The sequence below is a fragment of the Isoptericola nanjingensis genome (assembly GCF_050311635.1).
In the GTDB taxonomy this organism is placed as follows: Bacteria; Actinomycetota; Actinomycetes; order Actinomycetales; family Cellulomonadaceae; genus Isoptericola; species Isoptericola nanjingensis.
In genome coordinates, this window is sequence record NZ_JBNOZL010000003.1 from 524,406 (window position 1) to 544,358 (window position 19,953).

The window sequence follows — 19,953 nt, forward strand, 5'->3', positions numbered from 1 at the left end:
GGTCGGCTTCCCCGCCGCGGGGTACCCGTCGCTCACTCGCCGGCCCGCGCGCGCAGCTCGTACCGGGGGTTGAACATGGTGCGCCGCCCGTCGATGTCGCACACCAGGCCCTCGACCCGGATGCGGCGCCCCGGGTCGATCCCCGCGATGGCCCGGCGCCCGAGCCACACGAGGTCGAGGGAGCCGGAGCCGTCGTACAGCTCGGCCTCCACGGTCGGGACGCCCTCGCGGGGGCGCAGCACGACCGAGCGCAGCACGCCGGCGGCGCTCGCCCGACGCCGGTCGCCCAGGTCGGCGACCGGCGTGCAGCCGCGGTGGGCCGCGGCCTCGTGGCGCTCCTCGTCGGCGGCGACCTCGTCGGCCGAGGCCAGCGCGTGCCGGACGGCGGTTCGCAGGGACATCAACAGCTCCAGGCTGGTGGACGGGCCGGCCTCGCGGCCGGGTCGCTCACCGGATCTCGGTGATCTCCGGCCCGCGGGTCAGCGGGTCGAACGACGGTGTCTGCGGCGCGGCGCCCTCCGGGCCCGCGGTGGTGTCCTCGCCCGGCGCGTCGCCCTGGCGCGCGCTCTTGGGCAGGGTCAGCGTGAGCAGGTCGCGCGGCGGGCGGGGGTTGCCGTCCCGCACGACGACGACGTTCGCGAACACGGACTCGAGCTGCTTCGCGGCCTCCGGGTCGACCGCGGCGCGCCCGGACAGCACGCCGCGCAGGAACCAGCGCGGCCCGTCCACGCCCACGAAGCGGGCGGGACGCACGGCCGGCTTGCCGTCGGGCCCGGTGGCGGGGATGCGCGCGATGAGCTCTCGCCCGAACGTGCCGGGCACGTCGTCGACCGTGCCGCCCTGGCGTGTGATGGACGACCCGATCTCGGCGCGCACCTCGTCCCAGATGCCCTCCGTGCGGGGGGCGGCGAACGCCTGGACCTGCAGACCGGACCCGTTGAGCGTCGCGGACACCCCGGTGACCTTCTGGGTCTTCTTGTCGACCTCCATGCGCAGCTCGAGGCCGGGCAGGACGGGCAGCCAGACGGCGCCGAGGTCCACGCGCGGGCCCATGCCCGTCACCTGGGTCGAGTCGAACGGGCCGCGCTCGGGACGCTCCCCCGCGGCCCCGTCGGTTCCCGGGTCGGTGGCGGCGTCGGCGCCGGTGGCGGGCGCCACGGCCTCCGCGGCCGCGGGCTCGCGGGCCTCGTCGGTCGCCTTCTGCGACGCGTTGCGCCGGAACAGCCCCACGGAGGATCTCCTTCTCGTCGTCCTGCTCGCCCGGCGGCCGGACGAGCCCTACCCATCTCCCACAGTAGACCGGTTCGCTCACGCCCCCGGTCCGCGCCCGGGGGCGTCAGCCGCCGGCGAAACCGCCGCTCGAACCGAACCCGCCCGCGCCCCGGTGCGACCCGGGCAGCGTCGTCGCCACGAGGAAACGGGCGTGCTCCACCCGCTGCACGACGAGCTGCGCCACGCGGTCGCCCCGGCGCAGCCGCACCGGCTCGGCGACGTCCGTGTTGAGGAGGATCACCTTGATCTCCCCCCGGTAGCCCGCGTCGATCGTGCCGGGGGCGTTCACCACGGTCACCCCGTGCTTCGCCGCGAGGCCGGAGCGCGGGTGCACGAACGCGGCGTACCCCTCCGGCAGCGCGATCGCGACCCCGGTGGGCACGACGACGCGGCCCTGCGGAGGGATCTCGACGTCGACCGTGGTCACGAGGTCCGCGCCCGCGTCGCCCGGGTGCGCGTACGCGGGGGTCGGCACGTCGTCGAGCAGGGTGACGAGGACGTCGACGGTGCTCGGGTCGGTGCTCGGGTCGGTGCTCGGGTCCGTGCTCACGTGGCTGGCGTCGTGGCTCGCGGGCGGCGTCACGGGCTGGCTGGCGGTGTCAGGCACCCGGGAAGCGTAGCCGACCGGCGGACGGCTCACCGGCGTCCCGGACCGGGGCGGGTCCGTGCCGCGGTGCTGGGATGATGGACCCATGAGCGAGCACGCGGCCCACCCTCCCACCGTCACCGGCCCGGTCTACCGGGAGCGGCTGTCCCCGGGGCCGGCGGCCTGGTGCGGCGCCGTCGGGCTGGGCGTCATCGTCGGGGTGACCCTGTGGCCGCTGGCGCACACGGTCGGTGCCGTGGTCGGCCTGCTCGTCGCGGCCGCCACCCTCGCGGCCCTCGTCGCGACCGCGCCCGTGATCGAGGTGGCCGACGGGCGGCTGCGCGCCGGCAAGGCGCAGATCGCCGTCGACCTCCTGGGCGAGGTCACCACGATGGACGACACCGAGGCGATGCGGACCGCCCTCGGCCCCGCCCTCGACGCGCGCGCGTTCGTGTGCCTGCGCGCGTGGGCGCGCACCGGCGTGCGCGTGGAGCTCGAGGACCCGCTCGACCCGACCCCGTACTGGCTGCTGTCGACCCGGCGTCCGCAGGAGCTGGCCGCGGCGCTCACGCGCTGAGGGCAGGCACCCGTCTCGTCGGCTCCCGTCGTCGCGCCGTCCCGGGGACGACGAAGGCCGTCACGTCCTCGACGTGACGGCCCGTGTCGTCCGTGGTGCTGGTGCCCCGACGCTGCGGTCGGTCAGGCGGCGCACTCCGTGCAGATCATCTGGCCGTTCTTCTCGTAGGCCAGCTGGCTGCGGTGGTGGACGAGGAAGCAGCTCGTGCAGGTGAACTCGTCGGCCTGGCGGGGCAGGACGCGGACCGCGAGCTCCTCGCCGGACAGGTCGGCGCCGGGAAGCTCGAAGCCTTCCGCGGCCTCCGTCTCGTCCTCGTCGACGACACCCGACGACTTGTCGGAACGACGCGCCTGGAGCTCCTGGATCGAGTCCTGCTCCACGTCCTCGTCGTTCTTGCGGGGGGCGTCGTAGTCGGTTGCCATCTGTGTGGTCACGCTCCGTGGTGTCGGGATCGGTACGCGCTGATAATGCTCGGTGACCGGGTTTTGTTCCCGGTCGGCCCACGGATTGTGCACCATTTCGGGCGGGCGCGCGACACCACGCGCTGTTCCTCGTGTCACAGCGCGACGATCGGCCGCTGACCTGCGACGACGCACCGCCGCTGCGCGCTGTTCGCCCTCGGCGTGACGGTCGGTCTGACGCAGTTTTTCACCCCGGCGCCCGGGCGTGGAACGCCGAACCTCGTCAGCCGTTCAGCCGCGCGCGCCGTCCTCCGGACGGTCGGCGTCGGCGTCCTCGAGCAACCGGACGAGCTCCGTCACGACCGGGGTCGCGCCCGCGACCGTCATGGCGGCGCCCGGGCCACGACCGTGCAGCCCGCCGACCCACGCCCCGGCCTCCGCGGCCACGAGCGCCCCGGCCGCCAGGTCCCACGGGTTGAGCCCGCGCTCGTAGTAGAGGTCCAGCGCTCCCTCTGCGAGCAGGCACAGGTCGATCGCCGCGGACCCGATCCGCCGGATGTCGCGCACCCGGGGCAGGACGTCGACGAGGACCTCGGCCTGGCGGGCGCGCCGCTCGGGCGCGTACCCGAACCCCGTGCCGACCAGCGACCGCGACAGCGCGTCCGGGCGGCGCACGCACAGCGGCCGCCCGTCGCGCTCCGCCCCGCCACCCCGTGCCGCGGTCCAGGTGCGTCCGTCGACCACCGAGTGCACGCAGCCTGCGAGCGCCGTCCACCGCCGCGGGTCGGGGGGACCCGCCACGACGGCCACCGAGACGGCATAGGACGCGACGCCGTACACGTAGTTGACCGTGCCGTCGATCGGGTCCAGCACCCACGTGAGCCCGGACGTCCCCGGGACGTCGTCGCCCTCCTCGCCGAGGATCGCGTCGTCGGGCCGCTCCTCGGCCAGCCGCCGGCGCAGCAGCGCCTCGGCCGCCCGGTCCATGTCCGTCACCGGGTCGACGTCGGACGACTTGGTCGCGGCGACCTCGACCCGCTCCGGGCGGCCGTCGCGCACCAGGGCCCCCGCCTCGCACGCGAGGCTGCGGGCCAGCGCCCGCAGCGCCTCGACGTCGACGTCGATCTCGACGTCGATCTCGACACCGGTGCCGGTGTCGCTCCCGTCGGTCTGGTCCCCGTTCGCCGCTCGCTCGTCCACGGCCTACATCTTGCCCGACCGCCGCCCCCACCGGGCGGTCCAGCCGGGGCCGGGGTGCGGCACGGTCCACCCGCGCGCGAGCGACGCGATGCGGAACCCGAAGACGAGGACCACCACCCCGAGGGCGGTCCATACCTGCAGCACGTCCTCGTGCCACAGCAGCGCGGTGAGGCCGGCGCCGACGAGCGCGGGCACGGCGTAGAGCTGGCGGTCCGCGAACACGAGCGGCACCTCGCCCACGAGCACGTCCCGCAGGATCCCGCCGCCCACGGCGGTGAGGACCCCGACCACCACGGAGGCGAGGACGCCCGCGCCGAGGTCGAGCGACTTCGTGGTCCCCTGCAGCACGAAGAGCGACAGCGCGGCGGCGTCGAGCACGAGGATGGAGCGCCGCATCCGCTCCAGGCCCGGGTGGAAGAAGAAGATGATCACGCCCGCGGCGAGCGCGGCCAGCACGAGCCGCCAGCTCGAGATGCCGACCGGGGGCGTGTCGCCGATCAGGACGTCGCGCAGGATCCCGCCGCCGAGCCCGGTCACCCACGCGAGGACCAGGACGCCGAACGCGTCGAACCGCTTGCGCACGGCGGCGAGCCCTCCCGAGACCGCCGCGACGAAGACGGCGACGAGCTCCAGGTAGGAGACGGGGCCGGAGGTGAACGCGTCCACGGGACGCCATCCTCCCAGGCCCGCCCGCCCGGGGCGCGCCAATCGACGGCACACCGACGCGCCTGCGCGGCGCCGCCCCGCGCCGGTGGCACCCTCGAACAGGCGGACCCGCCCCGACGGAGTTCCCGAGGGCGACCTGTGAGGGAGGAAGCATGGCCGAGCTCGAGCTCGTGAGGCTGCACGAGGACGGTGAGCGCCTGGTCCTGCGCGGCCCCGACGGCACCGAGAGCACCCTGCCCATCACGGAGGCGTTGCGCGCCGCGGTGCGACGCGACCGACCGCGCACGGAGGCGCTGCGCGCCCAGGCGGCGACGACCCTGCGCCCGCGCGACCTCCAGGCGCGCCTGCGTGCGGGGGCGTCGGTCGAGGAGCTGGCCGAGGAGTCCGGGCTCCCGGTCGAGCACGTGCAGCGCTACGAGTGGCCCGTGGCCGCGGAGCGCGACCACGTCATCGGTCAGGTGCGCGCCCACCGGCTGCCGGGCGACGACGAGACGACGACGCTCGGGGAGGTCGCCGACACGCGGCTGGCCGCGAGGGGCGTCACGGCCGACGAGGCCCGCTGGTCCGCCCGCCGCGACGGCACCGCGCCGTGGGTGGTCGAGGTGCGGTTCTCCGCCGGCGACCGCGACCGGTCGGCACGCTGGACCTTCGACCCCAAGGGCCGCGTCGTGACACCGCTCGACGACGAGGCGCGCTGGCTCGGCCAGCCGGACGACCCGGTCTCCCCCGACGTGCTGGGCGTGCCCTCGACGAGCGGCCGGACGGTCGCCCCCCGCCGTCACCCCGACGACGACACCACGGCGCTGCTCCTGGACGACCTCGCCGGACGGCGCGGACAGCGGCCCGGCGACCGCCGGAGGACGCCCGCCCGCGCGGCGGACGACGTCCCGCCCGCGCCGGAGCCGGTTCCCGTCGGCCACGTCAGCGCTCCCCCGGCCGACGCGTCGGCCGGCGCCCCGGAGCCGGAGCACGCCGACCCGGCGGGCGCGAGCGTCGTCGACCTCGGGTCGCGCCGGGCGGGCCTGCGCCCGCCTCCCGACCGTTCGACCCACCCGTCGTCCGCGCGCCGGCCGGTGCCCGGGGTGCTGCCGCTCGACCAGGCCGACGACGGGTCCGAGAAGGCCGACGGCGCCACGGACGCGCGCCAGGACCATCACCAGGACGGTCACCAGGACACCCGTTCCGACGTCGTCGACGACGCGCCCGCACCCAGCGGTCCGCCCGCGCAGGGCGCCGCCGGGCCGCAGCCCGCCGCACCGGCGCCCCGGACCGACAAGCCCGCGGGCGCGCGACGCCCGGGACGCAAGGGCCGCGCGCAGGTGCCGAGCTGGGACGAGATCGTGTTCGGCGGCGGCCGCCCCTCGTCCTGACCGCCGGCCCACCTCCGGCCGACGTCCGGCGGGCTACGCGCCGTCGCCCAGGTCCAGCTGGTCCGTGACCGCCGCGCGACGGCGGGCGTCGGCCTGCGTCATGCGTCGCATGTGGTGACGCCGGCACAGCACCTCGTACGACACCGGCCCGCCGTCGGGCGCCCCCGCGACGTCGCCGACCACCACCTGGTCGCCCTCGACGACCATCACGCCACCGACGGTGCGCGCGTTGTGGGTGGCCCGGGCGCCGCACCAGCACAGGGAGCGCACCTGCAGCTCCTCGACGCGGTCCGCGAGCTCGATGAGGCGGGCGGCGCCGGGGAACAGCCGGGTGCGGAAGTCGGTGGTGATGCCGAAGGCGAAGACGTCCAGCTCCACCTCGTCGACGAGCCGGGCGAGCTGCTCGACCTGCGCCGGGGAGTAGAACTGCGCCTCGTCGCACACGAGGTAGTCGACGACGCGACCAGCCTGCCGCTCGGCGGCCACGACGTCCCAGAAGTCGGTGTGATCGGTGACCTCGCGGGCGTCCACCTCGAGCCCGAGCCGCGACGACAGCCGGGACGTGCCGGCGCGGTCGTCGCGGGTGAAGATCAGCCCGGTCCGCCCGCGCGCCGCGTGGTTGTGGTCGGTCTGCAGCGCCAGCGTCGACTTGCCGCTGTCCATGGTCCCGGAGAAGAAGACGAGCTCGGCCATGGGCCAGATCCTGTCAGACCTCGCGCCTCCCCGGCGTCGTGCCCCGCGCTACTGGCCCACGCGCCCGTCCACACGCTCCCGCAGCAGGTCCGCGTGCCCGCAGTGCCGCGCGTACTCCTCGACGTGGCTGAGCAGCAGCTCCCGCAGCGAGATCGCGCCGCCCGGCTCCGCGCCGAGGTCGGAGAAGCCGGCGTTCGTCGCGCCGAGGTCGTCGATGCCGTCGATCATGCGGTCCGTGGCGGCCATCTCCTCGCGCCAGTGCAGGAACGCCTCGTCGACGACGGCGGGGTCGGCGACGGCGCCGTCCCAGTCGCCGTCGCGGTGGGCCTCGCTGCGGTACAGCCACGGCGCGTCCTCGCCGGTCATGATGCGGCGCACGTGCCGCTCGTCCTCCGTGAGGTGCCGCACCAGGCCCAGCAGCGACATCGTGGACGGCGGCACCGAGCGGCGGGCGAGCTGCTCCGCGTCCAGGTCGGCGCACTTCATCTCGACGGTCAGCCGGTACGAGCGCAGTGCGTCCAGCAGGATCGCCCGCTCGTCGACCAGCTCGACGTCGCTCTCGCGCGGGTCGTCGTCGGGGTCCACCCACATGTCCGGGTAGACGGTGGCGCGGGTCCAGCGGGGCGCGGGGGCCTGCTCGCCGCCCTGATCGAGCTGCTCCATCTCGGCATCGTGGCACCCGGCACGCGGGCGCGCCACGACATTCGGCGCGGCGCGCGCTACGCCTGTGCGACGAGCAGCGGCACGACCATCTCCGCGGGTGTCAGCGACCCGTGCACGCCCGGCATCTCGCGGGCGCCGGACGGGTGCAGGCGCGAGTCGACCACCGTCGCCGCTCCTCGCGCCGCGACCAGGACGTCGCCCACGGCGGGGAGCACGTGGTCGGCCACCGGGCCCAACCAGCCGGCCGCGACGGCGTCGTCGCGCAGGACGACGAGCGCGTCGTCCCCGAGCACCGCGGCCCAGCGGGCCGCGACGTCCCGCGGGTCGGCGCCGGGCGTGACGTACACGTGGCCCGCGCGCGGCTCGCCGCCGAGGAGCGCGACGTCGCGCGCGAGCTCAGGGTGCGCGGCGACGTCGTGCTGGCGGGAGAGGTCCGCCGTCACCTGACCGTGGTCGGCCGTGACGACGACGAGCGTGCCCCTCGGCACGGAGCGCACGAGGCGGCGCAGCTCGGAGTCCGTCTCCTCCAGGGCGTCTCCCCACTGCCACGACTGCGGGCCGTGCTGGTGGCCCGCCTTGTCCACGGCGCCGTGGTAGAGGTACACGAGGCCGGGCGCGCGCAGCTCGCGCACCGTGGCACCCACCTGGGCGTCCAGCCCCTCGGCGGCCAGGTAGCGCGGCCCGCGCAGCGCCGCGCGGGTCATCCCGGAGCCCGCGAACCGGGCGGGGCCGGGCGAGGTGACGCGCACGCCGTCCCGCACGAGCGTCTCGAGCACCGTGGGCTCGCGCTGCACGTCCTCAGGCTCGGCACGCATCGGCCCGGAGAGCTTGGTGCGCCGGTACGGGTCCGACTGCTCGGTCCAGGACACCGTGGTGGCGAGGCCGCCCGTGGCGGGGTTGCGCTGCGTGTAGCCCAGGAGCCCTGTGCGGCCGGGGGCCGTCCCGGTGCCGAAGGTCGCGAGCGCCGCCGCCGTCGTCGAGGGGAAGCTGGAGAGCACCGATCGGCCGTCCGCGGCCAGCGAGCGCAGGAACGGGGCGTGCCCGCCGCGCTCGGCGAGGTTGGCCAGGCCCAGGCCGTCGACGAGGACCACGACCGCGCGCTGCACCTCGGACGGCAGCCCGAGCGCGTCGCGGCAGTCCGCCGACCGCAGCCCGGTCGCCGTCGTGAGGTCCGCCCCGAGGGCGCCCGCGACGGCGGGCAGCACGGCGGCGAGTGAGCCCGTCCCGTAGGAGGGTGCGAGGAGGCCGTCGGGCAGCGCGAGGGTCGCCGTCATCGGGCGGCGCGCCCGCCCGCCCCGGTCGCCGCCGACAAGGAGCGCGAGAACGCGATCGCGCGGCGCAGGGCGTCCCGACCCTCCGCGGCCCCGCTGACGCGTACCACGACGTCGTCGGGCGTGAGCGTGCCGGTGAGGCCGTGGTCGGCCTCACAGTTCGGGTCCGGGCACTGCGCCGGCTCGAGGTCGACGCGGGAGACGGCGCCCCACCCGATCGCGAGCGTGAGCTCGGACGCGCTGTCGCCGGGCCGGTGCTCCGCCGGCTCGTCCACGATGTGCGTCAGCGCGACGGACCGGATCTCGTTCAGCGGCACGGCCTCCGTGGTCGCGGCCGCCGACGACGGGTGGGCGGCGTCGCCCTCGTGGTCGTCGACGTGCGCGGTGACGAGGCGCGTCGGCGTGAGGGCCAGCACGGTGAGGTGCCGGCGCACGGCATCGTCGAACGTGGTCTCCGCCTGGACGAGGTGGGCGAGGACGTCCTCGTCGGCGAGGGCGACGTCGAGGACGTCCTCCACGAGGTCCGGGTAGTACCCGGCCCGGCGCACGTGGGCGGACAGGTCGGCACGGAGGTTCTCACGGGCGGTCGCATGCGGCACCCGCGCATTCTCCCACCACCCCCGGCGGGAGACCACCATCGCCGGGGCGGGCCGTCCCGTGCGGGTGGTCGTGACCCGAGTCCCCCGCCGGGGCGGCGTCCGGGCGCGCCCACTGGGCGGTGGGCCGGCCCGCACCCCAGCCGCTGCCGGACCCGTCCGCGTGCGCCCGCCAGAACCAGCCGGGCTCCCTGCCGTCCGGCCACCCCTCGGGGCAGTCCTGCCAGGCCTCGAGCCTGCCGCGGGGCGTCAGGTCGAGCAGCGCGGGCGCCGGCATCGTGGCCTCGCAACCTCGCCCCGTGAGCGTGCCGGTGAGGAACACCCGGTCGCCCTGGCGCAGGAAGCACACCCAGGTACCGGAGTTGTCGCCGCGCACGATCTCGTCCTCCCCGCGGGACGCGGGGTCCGCGACCGCGTACCAGTGCTGCGGGTATCCCATGAACTCCACGAACGGCGCGAGCTCGGCGTAGGTCGCCTGCGCGAGCACCGCGAACGACACGCCACGGGCGGTGAGGTAGGCAGGGTCCTGCACGGCGAGGTACGTGAGGGTGCAGCCCGCGCACTGGTCCTCGACCGGCGCGCCCGGGTGCCACATGTGCTGGTAGACGAGGAGCTCCTCGCGCCCGGCGAACAGGTCCAGCAGCGTGGTGGGGCCGTGGTGCCCGACGACGACGGAGCCCGCGTCGACCTCCGTCATCGGCAGGCGGCGGCGGGCGGCGGCGATCGCGTCTCCCTCCCGCGTGTGCGCCTTCTCCCGGACGAGCAGGTCCTCGCGGGCGGCCCGCCAGGCCTCCCGGTCGACGATGGGCGGGACGGCGGGCGCCGAGGCGACGCCCTCGGTCCGGGTCGTGGTCATGGTGCGCTCCTCGCTGGTCGGCTGTCATCAGCACGACGAACGGGGGACGCCCGGACCGACACTCAGCCGGGCACCAGCCGGGGATCAGCCGGGCAGCGCGCGCCGGGGAGCGTCGGCCCGCTGGGCCCCCGACCGCAGCCGGACGACGGCGTGCAGCACGCTCACGCCGACCGAGCCGACGACGACCGGGTACAGCTCCAGCGACGCGAGCTCGGGGAGGTCGTCGGCCAGCACGGACACGCGCGCGAGCACGTCCTCGAGCGCGTCGATGTCGGCCTCCGGCGCGCCGCCGTACCCGAACAGCCGCGGCGCCGCGCGCACGGTGCGCACCATGGCGGCCACGTCGACGTCGGTCAGGGGCGGGATGCCGTAGGCCACGTCGTCGAGGAGGTCGGTCGCGTCGCCCGCGAGGCCGAAGGACACCTTCGGGCCGAACAGCGGGTCCTCGCCGGAGCGGATGACGCACGGCACCCCGACGGGAGCCATCGCCTGCACCTCCATGGCGGGCTCGTCCTCCCCCAGGACCTCCAGCGCCACCTGTCGCATGCGCTCGACGTCGGCACGCAGCTCGGCGGCGTCCGCGATGTCCAGGCGCACCCCGCCCAGGTCGGTGCGGTGGCGCAGCGCCGTCGACGCGGTCTTGAGGGCGACCGGCCAGCCGAGCGCGTCCGCCGCCGCGACGGCCTCGTCCGCCGTGCGCACGGTCCGCGAGCGCCACAGCCGGACGCCGTAGCAGTCGAGCAGCTCGGCTGTCTCGTCCTGGGTGAGCACCCGCCCGTCGCCGCCCTCGGCGTCGGCGAGCCAGCCCTCGACGAGCCGGCGCGCGCGCCGCGCGTCCATCCCCTCGGGCCGCACGTGGGTGCCGCGGTCCTCCGTGCGCCAGCGCGCGTACGTCACGACCTTGCCGAGCGCCGTCACCGCGTCCTCCGGCGTGGAGAACGCGGGGATCCGCACGGGCGTGCCGTCCGGGCCCGTCGCCGCGAGCTCGTCGGGCAGGCCGCTGAGGCCGAGCATCGACGCGACCGTGGTGCGCCCGGTCCGCGCGGCGGCCTCGGCGACGGCCCGGGCCACGGCTCCGGTGCGCGGCACGACGACGGGCACGTCGACGGCGACGACGACGTCGCACGCCCCCGGCGCGTACAGGGCGTCGGTCACGTGGGCGATCTGCTCGTCGGTGGCGTCCGGCGGCAGGAAGTCGGACGACGCCGCGACGACGAGGCCCGCGGCGGCCGCGGCCTCGGCGACGAGGGCGGCCAGCGCGGCGGACGACGCGAGGATGCCCACCCGGCCGCCGGTCGGCAGCGGCTGGTGCGCGAGCACCTGCGCGACGTCCATGAGCTGGTGGGTGTTCTCGGCGCGGATGACGCCGGACTGCCGCAGCATCTCGTCGAGCAGGCGGCGCGGCGCCCGCGTCGCGCGCACGGCGTGCCCCGGGGGCACGACCTGCCCCGACCGGCCCGCCACCACCACGACGACGGGCTTGACCCCGGCCAGGCGGCGCGCGATCCGGGAGAACTTGCGGGGGTTGCCGATGGACTCGAGGTAGAGGCAGACGACGGCGGTGCGCGCGTCGTCCTGCCAGTACTGCATGAGGTCGTTGCCCGACACGTCGGCGCGGTGGCCCGCGGACAGCAGGGCCGAGACGCCGAGGCCGCGCCGCTCGAGCGTCCGCGTGAGCGTCACGGCGGCGGGCGCCGACTGGCAGAACATCCCGACCACGCCGGCGCGCGGCGACCGCTCCGCGAGGCTCGCGTGCAGCCGTGCGCCCGGCGTCGTGGTGAGCAGGCCGAACGACGCGGGGCCGACCACCCGCATCCCGCCCGCGTGCGCGGCGCGCACCAGCTCGCGCTGCCGGGCCAGGCCGTCCGGCCCCGTCTCCGCGTACCCGGCGGCCAGCACGACGACGCCGCGCACGCCGCGCCCGGCCAGGCGCCGCACCGCGTCGACGGCGTCGTCCGGCGGCACCGACAGCAGGGCGAGGTCGACGCCCTCGTCGGCGTCGTCGTCCGCAGCGCCGCCGTCCGCAGCGCCGCCGTCCGCAGCGCCGCCGTCCGCAGCGCCGTTCGCGCCGCCCTCGACCCCCAGCGCGTCGTCCCACGACGCCGCGACCGCGAGCCCCGGGGCGTCCGGGACCGGCCCGGGGGCGCCGAGCACGGTGAGCCGGGTGTCCCCCGGGTCGGCCGCGGCGGCGTCGACGACGCGCTGCGCGAGGTGGTGCTCCGGCGTCGCTCCCGCCGGCCCCACCGGGCCGGGTCCGACGAGCAGCACACGGCGGGCCGACAGCAGCGCCTGCATCGAGCGCGCCTCGGCGCGGTGCTCCCGGTCGGCCATCACCTCGCGGGAGCGCTCCGTGGGGTCGAGGTCGAACGCGACCGTGACCACGCCGTCGTCGAGGTGCTGGCTCACCGCGTACCCGGCGTCGCGGAAGACGGCGAGCATCGACGAGTTCTGCGGCAGCACGTCCGCGGTGAAGCGCCGCACCCCGCGCTCGCGCGCCGCCGCGGCGACGTGCTCGAGGAGGACCGAGCCGAGGCCCTTGCCCTGCATCGCGTCGGCGATGTTGAAGGCCACCTCCGCCTCCGCGGGCGAGACCTTGTCGTACCGGGCGACGCCGAGCACGTCCTCGCGCGGGCGGCCGTCGTCGTCGACGCCGGGGCGCACGGCGACCAGGGCCACCCGGTCGCGCTGGTCGAGGTGCGTGAGGCGGTTCAGCTCCCGGTCCGTGAGCCGGCGCACCGGCGCGAAGAAGCGGAAGTACGCCGAGCGCTCGGACTGCGCCACCTGGAAGCGCTGGATCGCGTCGGCGTCGTCGGGACGCAGCGGGCGCACGTGCATGGTGGTGCCGTCGCGCAGCACGACGTCGGCCTCCCACGCGACCGGGTACTCGGGGTGCTGCCGAGCGTCCTGCCGCTCGTCCGGAGTGTCGGGTACGTCCACCCGAGCAGGCTATCCGGGGCCTGCGACGGCGGCTCGTCGCCGCGCCTGCGCGGCCCTGTGGGCGCCGGCGACTAGAGTCTGGTGCCGTCCGCGGAGGACGCCCGCGCCCCCAGCGAGCACGACACCGAGCACGACACGAGCACGACACCGTCCGTCCCGCCGAGCCACCCTTCGAACTCAGGAGCCGCACCGCATGGCGCGCAAGAGCACCAGCGCACCCGTCACCGACGAGCCGTTCGACGAGAAGATCGTCGACATCGACGTCGCGGCGGAGATGGAGACGTCGTTCCTCGAGTACGCGTACTCCGTCATCTACTCGCGCGCGCTGCCCGACGCCCGCGACGGCCTGAAGCCGGTGCACCGCCGGATCCTCTACATGATGTCGGACATGGGCCTGCGGCCCGACCGCGCGCACGTGAAGTCGTCGCGCGTGGTCGGCGAGGTCATGGGCAAGCTGCACCCGCACGGCGACACCGCGATCTACGACGCGCTGGTGCGCCTCGCGCAGGACTTCTCGATGCGCCTGCCGCTGGTCGACGGGCACGGGAACTTCGGCTCGCTCGACGACGGGCCGGCCGCCCCCCGGTACACCGAGGCCCGGCTCGCCCCGCCGTCGATGGCGATGACCGCCGGGCTCGACGAGGACGTCGTCGACTTCGTCCCGAACTACGACAACAAGCTCACGCAGCCGTCCGTGCTGCCGTCCGCCGTGCCGAACCTGCTCGTCAACGGCTCGTCCGGGATCGCCGTCGGCATGGCGACGAACATGGCGCCCCACAACCTCGTCGAGGTCGTGGCCGCGGCCCAGCACCTCATCACGCACCCGGACGCGACGCTCGACGACGTCATGCGCTTCGTCCCCGGCCCCGACCTGCCCTCGGGCGGCAAGATCGTGGGGCTCGACGGCGTGCGCGACGCGTACCGCACGGGGCGCGGCACCTTCCGCACCCGCGCGACGGCCCGCGTCGAGAACGTCACGCCGCGCCGCAAGGGCATCGTCGTGACGGAGCTGCCCTACGGCGTCGGCCCGGAGAAGGTGATCGAGAAGATCGCCGACGGCGTGAAGGCCAAGAAGATCCAGGGCGTCACGAACGTGCAGGACCTCACGGACCGCACCCACGGCCTGCGCCTGGTCGTCGAGGTGAAGACCGGCTTCGACCCGGACGCCGTGCTGGAGCAGCTGTACCGCACCACGCCGCTCGAGGACTCGTTCGGCATCAACAACGTGGCCCTCGTCGACGGCCAGCCGCGCACGCTCGGCCTGCTGGAGCTGCTGCGCGTGTGGGTGGAGCACCGCATCGACGTGGTGCGCCGCCGGTCGACGTTCCGGCTCGCCAAGCGTCAGGAGCGCCTGCACCTGGTGGAGGGCCTGCTGCTGGCCATCGTCGACATCGACGAGGTCATCCAGGTCATCCGCTCCTCCGACGACGCCGCGGCCGCCCGCGAGCGCCTCATGGGCGTGTTCGACCTGTCGGAGCCCCAGGCCACGTACATCCTCGACCTGCAGCTGCGCCGCCTGACCAAGTTCTCCCGGATCGAGCTGGAGAAGGAGCAGTCGGAGCTGGAGCGCGAGATCGCCGAGCTGCAGGAGATCCTCGCCGACGACGCGCGCCTGCGCGCCGTCGTCAGCGCCGAGATGGGTGAGGTCGCCTCCACCTACGGCACGCCACGCCGCACGGTGCTGCTCGACTCCGCCGGCGGCGCCACCGCCCCCGCGGCGACGAACGGTCGCAGCAAGGCCCCGGCCATCAGCCTCGAGATCGCGGACTCCCCCACCCGGGCGCTGCTGTCCGCCACCGGACTCCTGGCCCGCACGTCGGGCGAGGCCGCGGACGCGCCCCTCGAGCGCGCCGGCCGCCGGCACGCCCACGACGCGATGCGCGGCGACGTCGCGACGACCACCCGCGGCGACGTCGGCCTCGTCACGTCCGCCGGCCGCCTGCTGCGGGTGTCGGTGCTCGACCTGCCCGCGCTGCCCCCGGTCGACGGCCCGCCGTCGCTGTCGGGCGGGATCCCCGTGAGCGAGCTCGTCGCGCTCGCGCCCGGCGAGACGGCGCTGGCCGTGGCCTCCCTGGACGAGGACGCGCCCACCCTGGCCCTCGGCACCGCGAACGGCGTCGTCAAGCGCGTCGCGGCGGGCGACGTGCCCGCGAACCGCGACGAGTGGGACGTCATCGCCCTCAAGGACGGCGACCGGGTGGTGGGCGCCGCACCGGTGGGCGAGGACGACGAGCTCGTCTTCGTCGCCTCCGACGCGAGCCTGCTGCACTTCGACGCCTCCGCCGTGCGCCCGCAGGGCCGGGCCGCGGCCGGCATGGCGGGCATCCGCCTCGGTGCAGGCCAGCAGGTCGTCTTCTTCGGCGTCGCACGGGCGGCGACCCGCGACCTGCACACCGTCGTCACGGTGGCAGGCGCGTCGGGCGCGCTGCCCGGCACGGGCGGGGGCTCGGCCAAGGTCACGCCGTACGAGCTGTACCCCGGCAAGGGGCGCGGCACGGGCGGGGTGCGCGCGCACCGTTTCCTCAAGGGCGAGGACGGCCTCGTCCTGGCCTGGGTGGGCGAGGGCCCCGCCCGCGCCGTCGGCGGCGCCGGCCAGCCCGCCGAGCTGCCGGAGAGCACCGACCGCCGCGACGGCTCGGGCCAGCCGCTCGCCGCGCCGGTCGCGGCGATCGGCTGACGCCGCGACTCAGCGCGCGACGGCGGCGACGACCGCCGCGCCCAGGTCGGCCGGGCGCGAGAACATCGGCCAGTGCCCTGTGGGCAGGTCGACGATCTCGTAGTCGTGCAGCCGCGCAAGCTCGGCTACGAACGGGTGCCCCTCGGCCATGAGGCCGCGCAGCACCTCGCCGGGCATCTCGCAGGCGATGACGGTGGTCGGGACGTCGAGCCGCTGCAGGTCGGTGCTGAGCCGGTGCCCCTCGCGGACGGTGCCGCCTGGCTGCGGGATCGCGCGCGCCCGGAACCGCGCGCGCAGGTCGTCGTCGAGCCCGGCGAGGTCCTGCTCCTCGAACGCGTCCCACGCGGGCAGCTCGTGGTCGACGACGCCGGCCGGGAGCTCGGCGTTCACGGCCTGGCCCTCGGCGAACGGCCCCGAGTCGACGTACACCACGCGGGCCACCCGCCCGGGTCGCCGGTCGGAGGCCGCATACACGAGCCCGCCGCCCGCGGAGTGCCCGACCAGGGCGACGGGCGCGTCGCCCGGGACGGCGTCGATCGCGGCGACGACGGCGTCCACGTGGTCCGCGAGGTGGATGCCGGAGCGGTCGGCGTCGACCGCCTCCATGCCCGGCAGGGTGACGGCGTGGGGCGTGTGCCCCGCCGCCGTGAGCACCGGGACGACGTCGTCCCAGGCCGATCCGTCGAGCCAGAACCCGGGTACCAGGATGATGTCCATGTCCCGAGATTAGGCGTGACCTCCGACACGTCGGCTGCTTCACTGCCGCCATGCCGGACCTCGACCCGACCGACCTCCATCTGCCCGACGGTTATGCCTTCACCACCGCCCCCGAGCGGATCGACGCCGACCGGGTGCACGAGCTGCTCGCCGCGCACGCGTACTGGGCCGTCGGCCGCTCCCGCGAGCGGCACCGCGCCGCCATGGCGGGGTCGCGGAACTACGGCGTCCTCGCCGCGACGGGCGACCTCGCCGCCTACGCCCGCCTGGTCACGGACGGCGCGACGTTCGGCTGGCTCGCGGACGTGATCGTCGACCCCGCGCACCGCGGGCACGGGCTGGGCCGCGCCGTCGTCGCGGGGGCGCTGGCCGACATCGAGTCCCTCGGGCTGAAGCGGGTCCTGCTCCGCGCGTCCGACCAGGGCCGGCGCATCTACGAGCGCGCCGGCTTCACGCCCGTCCCCGAGCCCGACAGCTGGCTGCAGCTGCGCGCGAGCACGCCGGCGACCAGCAGCGCCTGACCCGCGACGTAGGTGAGCATCACCCAGAAGCCGGAGGCGGGCGGGTCGAACCAGCCGGTGAACGCGCCCAGCGCGATCATGGCGTCCGACGCCAGGAACACGGCACCGCCCGCTCCGGCCAGCGGGTGCACGCCCGTGGCGAGCACCGCCATCGCCACCAGGCAGACCCCGTACACGACCACGGCGCCCAGCAGCGGGCCGGGCGCGCCGGGGGCGCACGCCACGACGAGTGCGACGGCCGCGAGCGCGTAGGGGGCGAGGAGCGCCGGTCGGCGCGCGACGCTCGCTCGCCGGGACGGCCAGAACGCGACGACGTAGGCCACCTGGGCGAGCAGGAAGAAGCCCACCATGACGAGGAACGCGGCGTCGCCCTCGAACGCCGCGGGCGCCGTGTCCCCCAGCCACGACAGGCCGAGGGCGACGACGACGAGGCGGACCAGCCGCGAGCGAGGGGCGGGCGCGGCGCACCAGAGCGTCGCGGCGAGCAGCGGCATCAGGCAGACCTGCGTGACCCGCGCCCAGGTGCTGGCCTCGGCCACCTGGGCCACGAGGTGCAGCACGGTGAGCATCGCGAGTGCCACGGCTGCCGCGCGGGAGGTGACGGTGGGCAGGAGCCGCGGGGGCGGCGCCGGGAGCAGCCCGTGATGAACGACGTCGGTCACGCCCGGCAGCCTAGGCCCCCCGGGGCCTCCCGCCGAAACCCGGCCTCCCGGCTCCGCCGCGGCACGGCGCGCGGGCGCTGCGCGGTCAGAGCTCGATCGTCAGCAGCCGCGACCCGTGGCGTTTCGTGTACCCGAGGCTCGCGTACAGCCCGTGCGCCCCGCTCGGGTTCTGCGTGTCGACGTCGAGCGCCGCGACCGCCATGCCGTCGGCCGCGAACGCCCGCATCCCCGCCGCGAGCAGCGCGACCGCGACCTTGCGCCCGCGGTACGCACGGCGCACGCCGAGGATGTCCGTGTAGCCGAACGGGTGGCCGCGCGCCGCGAAGTCCTCGGTGTACCGCGACCCGACGTGGTAGCCGACCACGAGCGGAGCGCCGACCTGCAGCGCGGCCGCAGTCTCGGCGTCGGTGGCGGGGTCGGCGAGCAGGGCCTCGACGTCCGGTGCGGGGTCCACGACGACGAACGACCACTCGGGCGCGTACGTCGCCCGGCCGCTGCGCCACTGCTCCTGCGTCTGCGGCTCGCTGCCCCAGTGGTCGCGGAACGCGTCGTTGTGGGCCAGGCGGGCCGGCTCGTCGTGCTCGTCGTCGAGCGGCACCAGCCGGAGGCCGTCGCCGAGCTCGACGACGGGCAGCGGGTGGGTGCGGAGGTCGCGCAGGTCCCGCTCGAGGTCGGAGTAGTAGCGCCGCGGCGTGAAGCCCGCCCGTTCGTACAGGCGCACCTTCGCGGCGGGCGCGTTGTCCTCGAGGAACCCCGCGAGCCGTCCCGGCACGTCCTTGCCGGAGGCCGCGAGCACCTGGCGCGCCCGCGCCTCCTGCCAGGCGAACACCTCCCGGCCGATGCCCTCACCGCGGCGGTCCGGGTGCACCCCGCCCCACAGGAACGCACGGACGCGCCGCGTGTCGCCGGGCATCGCCTCGACGTCGCCGTAGGCGCGCAGCGCGCCCGCGGCGTCCAGGCCGAGCACCGTGTCGGCCGCGAGGTCGCGCCAGGGCGTCCCCAGGAGCTCGACGATCTCCGCGAGGGACTCGCGGTAGGGCTCGTGGTCCGCGGCGGCGATCGTGTTCCGCAGGTCCAGTAGCGCGGGCGCGTCGTCGGTCGTCGCGGGCCGCCAGGTCAGGCCGCCCGCGGTCAGCGCCGGCAGCACGGCGGGGGCGGCGGCGCGCTCGGCGAGGGACCCGCGCAGGTCGGTGCTGGCCATGGGCCCACGGTAGGTCGGCCGCGGCGTCGCGCGCACGGCTTTTCGCGGCCGGCGCCGGTTGTCGCGGTGCGACGGCGTGTGGCACGGTGCAGCCACCGCGCAGCCTCCTGACCTGCGCGGACCACGCACCACGAACCGCCGGAGCCCGCGATGACCGAGACCGTCCCCGCCGTCTACGAACGCCTCGACGAGCGCTTCGCCGCCGTGCGCGGCGACGGCCGCCTCGAACGTCTGTGGACGGGTGGCCGCTGGACGGAGGGCCCGCTGTACGTGCCCGCCGGCCGGTACCTGCTGTTCAGCGACATCCCCAACGACCGCGTGCTGCGGTGGGACGAGGCGGACGGGTCGGTGAGCGTCCTCGAGTCACCGGGCCGCTACCCGAACGGCCGCACGATCGACCGCCAGGGGCGCGTCGTGACGTGCCGGCAGGGCGCGCGCCGGGTGGAGCGCACCGAGCACGACGGCTCGACGACGGTCCTCGCGGACCGCTGGCGCGGACGGCGGCTCAACAGCCCGAACGACGTGGTGGTGTCCGCCGACGGAGCGGTGTGGTTCACCGACCCGCCGTACGGCATCACGACCGACTACGAGGGCGAGCGCGCGGACCCGGAGATCGACGGCTGCCACGTCTACCGGGTCGACCCCGCCACGGGCGACGTGACCGCCGTCGCCACGGACTTCGAGCGGCCCAACGGCCTCGCGCTGTCGGTGGACGGGACGCACCTGTACGTCGCGGACACGCACCGCCGGCACCTGCGGGTCTTCGCCGTCGACGGCGGCCGGCTCGCGGGCGGGGAGGTGTTCGCCGAGCTCGACGGCGGCCCGGACGGCGTGCGCGTCGACACGGCGGGCCGCGTCTGGGTGGCCGCCGGCGAGGCCCTGCACGTGCTCGAGCCCGACGGCACCCTCCTCGGGCGGCTCCACCTGCCCGAGGAGGTCTCGAACCTCGCGTTCGGCGGCCGCAAGCGCAACCGTCTCTTCGTCACGGCGTCCACGTCGGTGTACTCGATCCTACTCACCGTGAACGGCGCGCCGCTGCTCTGAGCGGCCCGCCCGGGGTGCGTGCTCGGTGGCCCGCCCGCGGCTG

At 76.0% G+C, this 19,953-nt stretch carries 20 protein-coding genes; 5 read left to right on the plus strand and 15 right to left on the minus strand.

Annotation, left to right across the window (positions count from 1 at the left end):
* Window positions 1-32: 32 nt before the first annotated feature.
* The 3 genes from ACQP6G_RS07965 to dut form a co-directional block, all read right to left on the minus strand.
* A complete protein-coding gene (locus ACQP6G_RS07965) occupies window positions 33-401 on the minus strand; it encodes an OB-fold nucleic acid binding domain-containing protein (protein ID WP_429729800.1) in 369 nt (122 codons plus the stop codon).
* A 46-nt stretch (window positions 402-447) separates the two neighbouring features.
* Complete coding sequence (locus tag ACQP6G_RS07970) at window positions 448-1,230, minus strand: DUF3710 domain-containing protein (protein ID WP_429763733.1); 783 nt, start codon at window positions 1,228-1,230, stop codon at window positions 448-450.
* Between the two features lie 106 nt (window positions 1,231-1,336).
* Window positions 1,337-1,822 (minus strand): dUTP diphosphatase, encoded by a 486-nt coding sequence (gene dut / locus ACQP6G_RS07975; RefSeq protein ID WP_429763801.1) that lies wholly within the window; start codon window positions 1,820-1,822, stop codon window positions 1,337-1,339.
* A 142-nt stretch (window positions 1,823-1,964) separates the two neighbouring features.
* Here dut and ACQP6G_RS07980 point away from each other — a divergent pair, with 142 nt between their 5' ends.
* The gene (locus ACQP6G_RS07980; RefSeq protein ID WP_429763734.1) at window positions 1,965-2,435 is read left to right on the plus strand and encodes a DUF3093 domain-containing protein; all 471 of its coding nucleotides are present in this window, start codon (window positions 1,965-1,967) and stop codon (window positions 2,433-2,435) included.
* Between the two features lie 122 nt (window positions 2,436-2,557).
* Here the strand turns inward: ACQP6G_RS07980 and ACQP6G_RS07985 are convergent, their stop codons facing one another.
* The 3 genes from ACQP6G_RS07985 to ACQP6G_RS07995 form a co-directional block, all read right to left on the minus strand.
* Window positions 2,558-2,857, minus strand: a complete 300-nt coding sequence (locus ACQP6G_RS07985) for a DUF4193 domain-containing protein (RefSeq protein WP_429729811.1) — start codon at window positions 2,855-2,857, stop codon at window positions 2,558-2,560.
* 270 nt (window positions 2,858-3,127) lie between these two features.
* Window positions 3,128-3,973 (minus strand): inositol monophosphatase family protein, encoded by an 846-nt coding sequence (locus tag ACQP6G_RS07990; protein WP_429763802.1) that lies wholly within the window; start codon window positions 3,971-3,973, stop codon window positions 3,128-3,130.
* Window positions 3,974-4,039: 66 nt separating this feature from the next.
* Window positions 4,040-4,702, minus strand: a complete 663-nt coding sequence (locus tag ACQP6G_RS07995) for a trimeric intracellular cation channel family protein (RefSeq protein ID WP_429763735.1) — start codon at window positions 4,700-4,702, stop codon at window positions 4,040-4,042.
* 152 nt (window positions 4,703-4,854) lie between these two features.
* On the opposite strand from ACQP6G_RS07995, the gene sepH reads away from it, so the two are divergent.
* Window positions 4,855-6,072, plus strand: a complete 1,218-nt coding sequence (sepH, locus tag ACQP6G_RS08000; protein WP_429763736.1) for a septation protein SepH — start codon at window positions 4,855-4,857, stop codon at window positions 6,070-6,072.
* Window positions 6,073-6,105: 33 nt separating this feature from the next.
* Here sepH and ACQP6G_RS08005 read toward each other — a convergent pair whose 3' ends face one another.
* The 6 genes from ACQP6G_RS08005 to ACQP6G_RS08030 form a co-directional block, all read right to left on the minus strand.
* Window positions 6,106-6,765 (minus strand): thymidine kinase, encoded by a 660-nt coding sequence (locus ACQP6G_RS08005; protein ID WP_429763737.1) that lies wholly within the window; start codon window positions 6,763-6,765, stop codon window positions 6,106-6,108.
* 48 nt (window positions 6,766-6,813) lie between these two features.
* Window positions 6,814-7,428, minus strand: a complete 615-nt coding sequence (locus tag ACQP6G_RS08010) for a DinB family protein (RefSeq protein WP_429763738.1) — start codon at window positions 7,426-7,428, stop codon at window positions 6,814-6,816.
* Window positions 7,429-7,484: 56 nt separating this feature from the next.
* Entirely contained in the window at window positions 7,485-8,702 is a 1,218-nt protein-coding gene (locus ACQP6G_RS08015) for an alkaline phosphatase family protein (protein WP_429763739.1), read from the minus strand.
* Window positions 8,699-9,298, minus strand: coding sequence for a DUF5998 family protein (locus ACQP6G_RS08020; protein WP_429763740.1), 600 nt, complete (start codon window positions 9,296-9,298; stop codon window positions 8,699-8,701). Before ACQP6G_RS08020 ends, ACQP6G_RS08015 begins: the two co-directional genes overlap by 4 nt.
* Window positions 9,276-10,151, minus strand: a complete 876-nt coding sequence (locus tag ACQP6G_RS08025) for a DUF899 family protein (protein WP_429763741.1) — start codon at window positions 10,149-10,151, stop codon at window positions 9,276-9,278. The genes ACQP6G_RS08020 and ACQP6G_RS08025 overlap by 23 nt, the downstream gene beginning before the upstream one ends.
* An 84-nt stretch (window positions 10,152-10,235) precedes the next feature.
* Entirely contained in the window at window positions 10,236-13,088 is a 2,853-nt protein-coding gene (locus ACQP6G_RS08030; RefSeq protein WP_429763742.1) for a GNAT family N-acetyltransferase, read from the minus strand.
* A 193-nt stretch (window positions 13,089-13,281) separates the two neighbouring features.
* On the opposite strand from ACQP6G_RS08030, the gene ACQP6G_RS08035 reads away from it, so the two are divergent.
* The gene (locus ACQP6G_RS08035; protein WP_429763743.1) at window positions 13,282-15,765 is read left to right on the plus strand and encodes a DNA gyrase/topoisomerase IV subunit A; all 2,484 of its coding nucleotides are present in this window, start codon (window positions 13,282-13,284) and stop codon (window positions 15,763-15,765) included.
* A 9-nt stretch (window positions 15,766-15,774) separates the two neighbouring features.
* On the opposite strand, the gene ACQP6G_RS08040 is transcribed toward ACQP6G_RS08035, so the two are convergent.
* Window positions 15,775-16,482 carry an alpha/beta fold hydrolase gene (locus ACQP6G_RS08040; protein ID WP_429763744.1) on the minus strand — a complete coding sequence of 236 codons (708 nt, stop codon included), beginning with the start codon at window positions 16,480-16,482 and terminating at the stop codon, window positions 15,775-15,777.
* A 50-nt stretch (window positions 16,483-16,532) separates the two neighbouring features.
* Here ACQP6G_RS08040 and ACQP6G_RS08045 point away from each other — a divergent pair, with 50 nt between their 5' ends.
* Window positions 16,533-17,003, plus strand: coding sequence for a GNAT family N-acetyltransferase (locus ACQP6G_RS08045; protein ID WP_429763745.1), 471 nt, complete (start codon window positions 16,533-16,535; stop codon window positions 17,001-17,003).
* Here ACQP6G_RS08045 and ACQP6G_RS08050 read toward each other — a convergent pair.
* Window positions 16,916-17,665: a lysoplasmalogenase gene (locus ACQP6G_RS08050; protein WP_429763747.1), complete on the minus strand. Its 750-nt coding sequence runs from the start codon at window positions 17,663-17,665 to the stop codon at window positions 16,916-16,918. The genes ACQP6G_RS08045 and ACQP6G_RS08050 overlap by 88 nt on opposite strands.
* A gap of 85 nt (window positions 17,666-17,750) precedes the next feature.
* Entirely contained in the window at window positions 17,751-18,866 is a 1,116-nt protein-coding gene (locus ACQP6G_RS08055; protein WP_429763748.1) for a GNAT family N-acetyltransferase, read from the minus strand.
* Between the two features lie 150 nt (window positions 18,867-19,016).
* Between ACQP6G_RS08055 and ACQP6G_RS08060 the strand changes: the two genes are divergently transcribed.
* Window positions 19,017-19,910, plus strand: coding sequence for an SMP-30/gluconolactonase/LRE family protein (locus tag ACQP6G_RS08060; protein ID WP_429763749.1), 894 nt, complete (start codon window positions 19,017-19,019; stop codon window positions 19,908-19,910).
* Window positions 19,911-19,953: the final 43 nt, after the last annotated feature.

Excerpts from the sequence above, each read along its gene's own strand:
- ACQP6G_RS07965 (WP_429729800.1), bottom strand. The coding sequence starts at position 401 with ATGTCCCTGCGAACCGCCGTCCGGCACGCGCTGGCCTCGGCCGACGAG.
- ACQP6G_RS07980 (WP_429763734.1), top strand. The coding sequence starts at position 1,965 with ATGAGCGAGCACGCGGCCCACCCTCCCACCGTCACCGGCCCGGTCTAC.
- ACQP6G_RS07985 (WP_429729811.1), bottom strand. The coding sequence starts at position 2,857 with ATGGCAACCGACTACGACGCCCCCCGCAAGAACGACGAGGACGTGGAG.
- sepH (WP_429763736.1), top strand. The coding sequence starts at position 4,855 with ATGGCCGAGCTCGAGCTCGTGAGGCTGCACGAGGACGGTGAGCGCCTG.
- ACQP6G_RS08005 (WP_429763737.1), bottom strand. The coding sequence starts at position 6,765 with ATGGCCGAGCTCGTCTTCTTCTCCGGGACCATGGACAGCGGCAAGTCG.
- ACQP6G_RS08010 (WP_429763738.1), bottom strand. The coding sequence starts at position 7,428 with ATGGAGCAGCTCGATCAGGGCGGCGAGCAGGCCCCCGCGCCCCGCTGG.
- ACQP6G_RS08015 (WP_429763739.1), bottom strand. The coding sequence starts at position 8,702 with ATGACGGCGACCCTCGCGCTGCCCGACGGCCTCCTCGCACCCTCCTAC.
- ACQP6G_RS08025 (WP_429763741.1), bottom strand. The coding sequence starts at position 10,151 with ATGACCACGACCCGGACCGAGGGCGTCGCCTCGGCGCCCGCCGTCCCG.
- ACQP6G_RS08035 (WP_429763743.1), top strand. The coding sequence starts at position 13,282 with ATGGCGCGCAAGAGCACCAGCGCACCCGTCACCGACGAGCCGTTCGAC.
- ACQP6G_RS08040 (WP_429763744.1), bottom strand. The coding sequence starts at position 16,482 with ATGGACATCATCCTGGTACCCGGGTTCTGGCTCGACGGATCGGCCTGG.
- ACQP6G_RS08045 (WP_429763745.1), top strand. The coding sequence starts at position 16,533 with ATGCCGGACCTCGACCCGACCGACCTCCATCTGCCCGACGGTTATGCC.
- ACQP6G_RS08055 (WP_429763748.1), bottom strand. The coding sequence starts at position 18,866 with ATGGCCAGCACCGACCTGCGCGGGTCCCTCGCCGAGCGCGCCGCCGCC.
- ACQP6G_RS08060 (WP_429763749.1), top strand. The coding sequence starts at position 19,017 with ATGACCGAGACCGTCCCCGCCGTCTACGAACGCCTCGACGAGCGCTTC.